The organism is Streptomyces sp. NPDC051940 (genome assembly GCF_040680895.1).
Classification (GTDB): domain Bacteria; phylum Actinomycetota; class Actinomycetes; order Streptomycetales; family Streptomycetaceae; genus Streptomyces.
This window is the reverse complement of record NZ_JBFAXR010000028.1, coordinates 68307-75250: the sequence shown is the minus strand read 5'-3', so window position 1 is coordinate 75250 and position 6944 is coordinate 68307. Positions and strand designations below refer to the sequence as shown.

Here is a 6944-nt window from a genome sequence, read left to right as displayed (position 1 = left end):
GGCTCGCGCCCGCACCCGCGTGCGTCGGCCGGGGTCACGTCCGGCCGAGGTCGGTGCGGATGCGGCCGGCGAACCAGCCGAGGGCCGCCTCGCGCTCCGAGAGGGGGCCGGGTGTGAAGCCGGGGGTGCGCAGGCCCGCCTGGACGCGGGTGACGATGTCGTCGTCCTCGTGGGTGACGAGGTCGTTGACCCTGCGGCCCGCGGCCTGGGCCAGTCTCGTCCGCCAGCCGGCGTCCGGGTGGCGGTAGACCGCCCCGGGCAGCAGCGTGCGATCGACGCCGTCCGGGATCATGGACCAGGCACCGACGCAGTCGGCACTGAGGTCGATCATCGTGTTGGGGTACACCGCGACGTAACGCCACACGCCCCGGTCCTCGGGCAGCAGCCCGGGCATGGGACTGACCAGGCGCTGGTAGAGGCGTTCCATCCGGTTGGCGCTGCGGGTCGCGCGCAGCGGGGCCTCGAAGTAGGCGTAGCCGGGGCTGACCTCGGCGGAGTAGCGGGGGTAGTCGAGCAGCCGCATCAGACCGGGGTGGGCGACGGGGACGTGGTAGCCCTCCAGGTAGTTGTCGACGGCGACCTTCCAGTTCGCGTCGGTGGCGACGACCCGCCCGGGGGAGTCCGCGGCGTGGTGGATCCTGGCGGCCCCCACCGGCACCAGTTCGCCGAGATAGCGGCCGATCAGCGCGTCGAGCCCCAGCAACTGATCGGCCAGGGGAGCTGCCTGTAGATGGAGGTTGACGAACACCAGCCCGTGCCAGACCTCCACCCGGGCCGGCAGCAGCCCGAGCGAGGGCAGGTGCAGCGGCGCGGAGAAGCGGCGGCCCTCGGGCGCGCCGACGAGCCGGCCGTCGAGGCAGTACGTCCAGCCGTGGTACGGGCAGCGGATCGCCGCGTGCTGCTCGGGTCCGGTGACCAGGCGGGCGCCGCGGTGGCGGCACACGTTGCGGTGGGCGTGCAGAGCGCCTTCCTCGTCGCGGACGACGACCACCTCCTGGTCGCCGGCCCGCGCGACGATCCTGGAGCCCGGGCCGGGCAGGTCGGTCTCGTGGCCGGCGAGCTGCCATGTGCGGGCGAAGATGCGGCGCTGTTCGGCGGCCAGGACGGCCGTGTCGGTGTAGTAGGCGGGAAGCAGGGGTGCGTTCGCGGCCGCGGTGCTGGGTTCCGTCATCGTCCGCTCCTGTGAGGTGGATTCGGTCGGGCAGATGGAGCCACATCCCCTGCGGCTGGTCGGGTGGTCAGTGGCAAGCGGCTGCGACCCGCTGCGACCCGCTGCGGCATCTGGGGCATGGCGGGGGATGTGCCCCGGAATTCTCGTGGTTCTTGAGCTTCCGGGAGCTCTCACCTTCACAGGAGACTACCCCACTGACTGGTTGACCAGTTAGGCTCGAACGGACAACGGTGACCGAGGAGGCATCCGCCGTGAGGGCATCCCGATCCGCCCGCAGGCTCGCCTGGCTGAGCCTTACCCCCGAACCCGAGCACCTGCTCCCCGACCTGCTTGCCGGCCTCCGACCCCCCGGCGGGCGATCGCCCCGGCCCGACGCGGCCGCGCGAGTACGCGCCGAACGGCGGCGCATGGAGCGCCTCGTGCTGCGCGGCACCGCCCGAACCTGGCTCGCCGGGCTCGACGAGGCCGTCACCCTGGTCGGCCGGGCGGCCCGCGAGGGCGGTACGGCCCAGCTCGCGCCCGCACTCGCCGCCGGCGAGCTGCTCGCCGAACATCTCCGCCTGCTCGTCGGCCTGCCGGGCGACGCCTACGCCCGCACCACCGCCCAGCGCGCCGCACTCGACCGGTCCGTCCAGGGCCTGCGCCGCCGTCTCGCCGCGCCGGGAACGGGGCCGCGATGCATCCGCTGACGGCGCCGACCGGGATCGGAGGCGGCCCGGAACAGGTCCGCCGCATCGCCGCCCTCGGCGGTCCGGGCCTGCTTGTCGGCCCGGATCCGCAGTTGCGGCAGGACGCAGACGCGTATCGTGCCGCGGGCGGTTACCGGGGTCCGCTGCCCACCGCCGAACTCCTGCGCAGGCTGACGGCGGCGGGCCTGCGCGGTCGCGGCGGCGCGGGGTTTCCGGCCGCCGCGAAGATCGTGGGCGTCAACAACCGCCCGCCGGGCCCCCGTACCGTGCTGGCCAACGGCGCCGAGGGCGAACCGGCCAGCGTGAAGGACCGCTTCCTCACCCGGATGCGCCCCCACCTGGTCCTCGACGGCATCGCGCAGGCGGCGACGGCGGTACGCGCCGATACGGCATACGTCGCCGTCAGCGACCGGACGGCGGCGCGATCGCTCGAACAGGCCCTGCGGGAGCGGCCCTCGGCACGAGGACCGCGGGTCGTCGTCCGCGTGGTGCCCGAGGCGTACGTCACCGGCGAGGAGTCCGCTCTGGTCCGCCATCTGTCCGGCGGCCCGGCGCTGCCCACGGCCAAACCGCCGCGGGTGTTCGAGGCCGGCGTGGGCGGCGGTCCGACACTCGTCCTCAACGTCGAGACCCTCGCCCGGCTGGCGCTGCTCGCCTCGGGGGCGACGCGCAGCGCGGACAGCTTCCTCGCCACGGTGTCGGGGCTCGGAGCGCCGCCCGCCCTGTACGAACTGCCGTACGGGACAAGCCTGGCGGACCTCATGGAGCACCACGCCGGTACCGCCGGCCAAGCGACCCATGTGCTGATCGGCGGCTACTTCGGCGGTCTGCTCCCGGCCGGGCCCGACGTGGTCCTCGAACCGGTTCGGCTGCGCGCGCAGGGAGCGCAACTGGGCTGCGGCGCAGTCGTCGCCCTCGGGCCTGCGGACTGCCCCGTGCACGCCGCGGGCGACATCCTCGCCTACCTCGCCACGGAGAGCGCCCGACAGTGCGGCGCGTGCCTGCGCGGTACGGCGGCGATGGCCGACGCCGTCGCCCGGCTGTGCCGGGGGGAGGCGCAGCCGGTGCAGGTCGACCAGCTGCGGCGCTGGTCCGAGACGCTGCGCGGCCGCGGGGCGTGCGGGCTGCTCGACGCGGCCACGGCCAACGCGGCGGCGCTGCTGCGGTCGCGGCCGGACGCCGTAGCGGCACACCTCGAACGCCGTTGCCCGCACTGCGCGGCGGCCGGTCCCTTCCGCCGCCGCACCCGCTTCGAGCTCGAACTGGGCATCACGCCCGAACCGGGCTGAGCGCCCGAACGGGCCGACTGCCCGAACCGGGCTGAGCGCCCGAACGGCCCACTGCCCGGACCGGGTTGAGTGCCCGAGCCCGCCGGCCCCACTCCCGGACAACCGAACGACCTTCAGGAGCCCCCTCATGCAACTCCGCATCGACGCCACCCTCTGCCAGGGCTACGGCCTGTGCCACGAGAAGGCCCCCGGCCTCGTCGACCTCGACGACTGGGGGTACGCAGGACTGCTGCCCGCGGCGGCCGACGTCCCCCAGCCGCAGCGCACCGCCGCCGAGGCCGCCGTACGCATCTGCCCCGTCAAGGCCCTCCGTCTCTCCTGACCCGTCGCAGAAAGGCCCACCATGCAGCCGTCCGCCGGCCCACCGCCACGTGACCTGTCCGCCCTGTTCGATCCGCGCTCCGTAGCCGTCGTCGGCGCCAGCGCCGATCCCGCGAAATGGGGCTTCGCCGTCGCCCGGCAGGCGCTGCGCGGTGCCGCCCGGCGCCCCGTACACCTGGTGAACCGGGGTGGCGGCGAGATCCTCGGCCGGCGCGCCGCCACCTCGCTGCGCGCGATAGGCGAGCCGGTCGACCTGGCCCTGCTCAGCGTCCCCGCCGCCGGCTTCGCGCAGGCCGTGGACGAGGCGCTCGAATGCGGGGCGCGCGCCCTCGTCGCGATCACCGCCGGGCTCGGCGAACTCGGGCCCGAGGGCGAGGCGGTCCAGCTCGGCGCCGTCGCCAGGATCAGGGCGGCGGGCGCGGTCATGGTCGGCCCGAACTGCCTCGGCCTCGCCGACAACTCCACCGATCTGCACCTCAGCTCGGACAGCTTCCGCGACGGCGGTGTCGCCCTGCTCAGCCAGAGCGGCAACGCGGGTCTCGAGCTGCGGCTGTGCCTTGAGCGCACCGGCCACGGCTTCTCCCGGTTCGTCTCGCTGGGCAACCAGGCCGACGTCACCCTCGTCGAGCTGGTCCGCGACTGCGCCAGGCACCCGCGTACGAGGGTCATCGCCGTGTACGCGGAGGACTTCCGCGACGGCCGTGCCTTCGCCGCCGGGGCGGCCGAGGCGGCGGCGCTCGGCCGGCCCGTCGTGCTGCTCGCCCCGGGCAGCAGTGCCGCCGCGATTCGCGGCGCGCTCTCCCACACCGGTTCGATGACCAGCCCCAGCGCCGTCGTCGACGCCGTGTGCCGGGACAGCGGCATCCACCGGGTGCGCGGCCTGCGGGAGTTCGCGACCGTCATCGCCGCGCTGCACGCCGCCCCGCCGCCCACCCCCGTCGCGCGGGTTGCGGTCCTCACCGACGGCGGCGGCCACGGCACGGTCGCCGCCGACATCCTCGACGCCGCCGGGCTGAGCGTGCCCGAACTCGGCCCTGACACCCGCAGCGCCGTCAGCGACGCGCTGTGGGTGAACTCCCCGGCGCACAATCCCGTCGACCTCGCCGGGCTCGGGGAGCAGGACCCGCAGTGCTACGCCCGGGGCACGGCGGCCCTGCTCGCCGCGCGGGAGGTCGACGCGGTCCTGCTCACCGGCTACTTCGGCGGCTACTCCGCCGCGGGAGAAGGTCTGGGCGACGCGGAGGGTGGGGGAGGGCCGGGCGGTGCGGGCGGTGGGGAAGGCCTGGGCGATGCAGGCGGTGCGGATGGCCGGCGCGATGCAGTCCACGCGCAAGGCCTGGGCGACGCCGACGGTGCCGAACAGGCCGCGGCACGCGCGCTGATCGGTGCGGCGCGGGCGGGCACCAAACCCGTCGTCGTCCAGAGCATGTACCCGGACGCGCCCTCCTGCCGCATCCTCGCCGCCGGCGGCCTGCCGGTGTACGGGGCGACCGAGGACGCCGTGCGCGCGCTGGCCGCGCTCGCCGCCGCGTCCGGAGGACCGGGCGCTGCCCCCGGCGCGCTCCCCGAACCGGCGCCGCCCGTCACCGCGACCGGCTACCTGTCCGACCGCGCGCTGCTGGCCGCCGCCGGACTCGCCTTCCCCCGGTCGCAGACCGCCGCCGACGCCGCGGGTGTGATCCGTGCCGCCCGCGGACTGCGGCCCCCGTACGTGCTGAAGGCCACCGGCCTGCTGCACAAGTCCGACGCGGGCGGAGTCGCCCTCGGGCTGCGCGACGGCGAGGCGCTGCTGGCCGCGTACCGGAGCATGCACGCGCGGCTGCGTGCACCGGCGTACTCCGTCGAGGAGATGGCCGACCTGGGCGAGGGCGTCGAGCTGATCGTGGGCTCGCGCCGCGACCCGCGCTTCGGACCCGTCCTGATGGTGGGCCTCGGCGGCGTCCTCACCGAGGTCCTGGGCGACGTCGTCTTCGCCCTGGCCCCCGTCACCGTCCCGCAGGCCCATGCGCTGCTCGGCCGGCTGCGCGGTGCGGCGCTGCTGTCCGGCGTACGCGGCAGGCCCGCCGTGGACCTCGACGCCGCGGCCGAGGCCGTGGCGGCGGTGGGCGCGTTCGCCGCCGCCCATCCCGAGATCGCGGAGGCCGAGGTGAACCCGCTGCTGCTCACCCCGGGCGGCGCACTCGCCCTCGACGCCCGGGTGGTCCTGGCCGCCCCGGCCGACGGAACGACGCACTGACCCCTGCACTGACCGACACGAAGGAGCGTCATGGACTTCAGCTACACCCCGGAGCAACTTGACCTGCGTGCGCGCGCTGCCGCGCTCACCGGCTTCATCCGGCAGTACGAGGACGACTGCGAGCGCGACAACGGCCTGCCCGCCGAGGCCCACGCCAAGATCCGCCAGGAGGTGCTCGCAGCCGGACTGCAGGCCGTCAACATGCCGGCCGAATGGGGCGGTGCGGGCCTGTCGATCCTCGACCAGGTCATCGTCCAGGAGCAGCTCGGCAGACTGACGGGTGCCCTGTGGGACACAGTCTGGCGGCCCGCGAACGCCCTGCGGTTCTGCACGGACGCGCAGCGCGCCGAATACCTCGAGCCGGTGATCCGCGGCGAGCGCCGCGACTGCTACGCCGTCACCGAGCCCGAGGCCGGTTCCGACCCGCGGACCCTCGCCACCACGGCCACGCGGACGGACGGCGGCTGGCTGGTCGACGGTGAGAAGTGGTTCGTGACCGTCGGCGACCACGCCGACTTCATGGTGCTGCTCGCCGCGGCGGGGGAGGACCGCAGCCCGACGCTCCTCCTCGTGGACATGGACACCCCGGGTATCACGCGGACGCGCACACCGCGTTTCATGCACACCTTCGTCTACGAGCACCCCGAGTTCACGTTCCAGGACGTCTTCGTCCCCGCGGACCGCGTGCTGGGCGGCATCGGCGACGGCTACGACATCACCCGCGCCTGGTTCACCGAGGAGCGGCTGATGATCGCCGCGCGTACGGTGGGCGCGGCCGAGCGGGCGCTGCGCGAGGCCCGCGACTGGGCGATGTGCCGCCGGCAGTTCGGCTCGCCGATCGCCGACTTCCAGATGATCGAGGCGATGCTGGCGGACTGCGCGATCGACATCGCGGTCAACCGGGCCTTCACCCACCAGGTCGCCTGGGAGGCCGACCACGGCACGGTCCGCAAGACCCTGCACGCCAAGGCGTCGGCCGCCAAGCTGTCGGCGAGCGAGGCGGCGGGCCGCGTCGTCGACCGGTGCGTGCAGATCTTCGGCGGCCGCGGCTACGACCGCGCGTACGCCGTCGAGCGGCTGTACCGCGAGCTGCGGGTGGATCGGATCTGGGAGGGCACGAGCGAGATCCAACGGCTGGTCGTCGCCAACGAGCTGAAGAAGCGCGGAACCGGCTTCCTCGACCTCCCCGGCCCCGCGGCACTCTAGGCACGGCGAACGAGGAGCCCCGGTGCGGTCCG

Annotated in this window: 6 protein-coding genes; 5 read left to right on the top strand and 1 reads right to left on the bottom strand. The window is 74.8% G+C overall.

All coding sequences use genetic code 11. From position 1 onward, the window contains the following. Nucleotides 1–34: 34 nt before the first annotated feature. On the bottom strand, nt 35–1171 hold the full coding sequence (locus AB0M28_RS14290) for an aromatic ring-hydroxylating dioxygenase subunit alpha (protein WP_365403110.1): 1137 nt from the start codon (nt 1169–1171) through the stop codon (nt 35–37). Nucleotides 1172–1422: 251 nt separating this feature from the next. On the opposite strand from AB0M28_RS14290, the gene AB0M28_RS14285 reads away from it, so the two are divergent. From AB0M28_RS14285 to AB0M28_RS14265, 5 genes are all read left to right on the top strand, one after another. Then, complete coding sequence (locus AB0M28_RS14285; RefSeq protein WP_365403107.1) at nt 1423–1860, top strand: hypothetical protein; 438 nt, start codon at nt 1423–1425, stop codon at nt 1858–1860. Next, a complete protein-coding gene (locus AB0M28_RS14280; protein WP_365403104.1) occupies nt 1848–3149 on the top strand; it encodes an NADH-ubiquinone oxidoreductase-F iron-sulfur binding region domain-containing protein in 1302 nt (433 codons plus the stop codon). The genes AB0M28_RS14285 and AB0M28_RS14280 overlap by 13 nt, the downstream gene beginning before the upstream one ends. A 127-nt stretch (nt 3150–3276) precedes the next feature. Beyond that, nucleotides 3277–3471, top strand: a complete 195-nt coding sequence (locus tag AB0M28_RS14275; RefSeq protein WP_365403102.1) for a ferredoxin — start codon at nt 3277–3279, stop codon at nt 3469–3471. Nucleotides 3472–3492: 21 nt separating this feature from the next. Beyond that, nucleotides 3493–5706, top strand: coding sequence for an acetate--CoA ligase family protein (locus AB0M28_RS14270; RefSeq protein WP_365403099.1), 2214 nt, complete (start codon nt 3493–3495; stop codon nt 5704–5706). 30 nt (nt 5707–5736) lie between these two features. Next, complete coding sequence (locus tag AB0M28_RS14265; RefSeq protein WP_365403096.1) at nt 5737–6912, top strand: acyl-CoA dehydrogenase family protein; 1176 nt, start codon at nt 5737–5739, stop codon at nt 6910–6912. Nucleotides 6913–6944: the final 32 nt, after the last annotated feature.